Source organism: Sphingobium sp. BHU LFT2, from assembly GCF_018604485.1.
Lineage (GTDB): Bacteria > Pseudomonadota > Alphaproteobacteria > Sphingomonadales > Sphingomonadaceae > Sphingobium > Sphingobium yanoikuyae_A.
Window position 1 is genome coordinate 1 of the sequence record NZ_JAFCGW010000068.1, and the last position, 1,019, is coordinate 1,019.

General features: G+C 65.7%; 1 protein-coding gene. It reads left to right on the plus strand.

The features are described from left to right. A partial coding sequence (locus JQK15_RS26460) for a PepSY domain-containing protein (protein ID WP_214869628.1) occupies positions 1-738 on the plus strand: 738 nt, incomplete at its 5' end. Between the last annotated feature and the right edge of the window lie 281 nt (positions 739-1,019).

Genomic DNA, 1,019 nt, shown 5'->3' on the forward strand with positions numbered 1-1,019 from the left:
GGCGGACTGCCGGCGCTGCGGGTGCAGGGCAGCGATGCCCGCTACGGCCTGCGCGCGCCGACCTATGGCATGGCCGGGATCGATCCGCAGACCGGCGCGATCACCGGCACCGACTATATGCCCGGCATGCAGGATGGCTGGTCCGCGACCATCACCAGCTTCTTTGCCCTGCATTTCGGCAATTTCGGCGGTGCCACGATCCGCTGGGCCTATTTCCTGCTGGGGCTGGCCGGCGCCTTCCTCTTCTACACCGGCAATCTCCTCTGGGTGGAATCGCGCCGCAAGAAGGAGCGCAAGGCGGGCGCGGTCGAACAGACGCGGGCGACACGCATATTGGGCGCGCTGACCGTGGGCGTCCCACTGGGCAGCATCGCCGGCATTTCGGTGACACTGGCGGCGGCCAAGCTGCTGGGCGGACATGCAAGCTATGGCATGCACAGCGCCATCTATTATGCGCTCTTCCTGATCGCGACCGGCTGGGCACTGGTACGTGGCGCAGCGCGATCGGGCGTCGAACTGGCGATCCTGGGCGCGGTGGCGATGTTGTGCATCCCGGCCGCAAGCCTGATCGCGGGAACTGGCTGGTATGATGCGCCCGCACTGATGCTGGTGGATATCACGGCGGTGCTGCTGGCGGTGCTTCTGTTCCTGTCGGCGCGGGCTGCGGCCCGTCGTGCGGCGGCCGGTCAGCGCGACAGCATCTGGTCGACGATCAGGCCGGCTGCCGCCCCTGGCTGATGCAGCATTCAAACCGATGACAGTGAAAACAGCTGCCACAGTAGGCGTAAAAAGAGCGATCTGCTTGGCGATCGGTGACATGCAATTGATTGGTGGTGGGCGCGGGACTGGCACTGTGGAGGCGCGAAATTCCGGTAGGCGATGGGCCGCGCCTGGGGACGGGAAATGTGCGGTTGAACGACTACAAAGGGTGTGCGCCGTGCAAAGGCGGCACTTTCTAGTGGGTGAAAGGCCCACCCGGCGATGCTCCAGCCGGAAGCAACCGGGGCAGGCATGGAGGT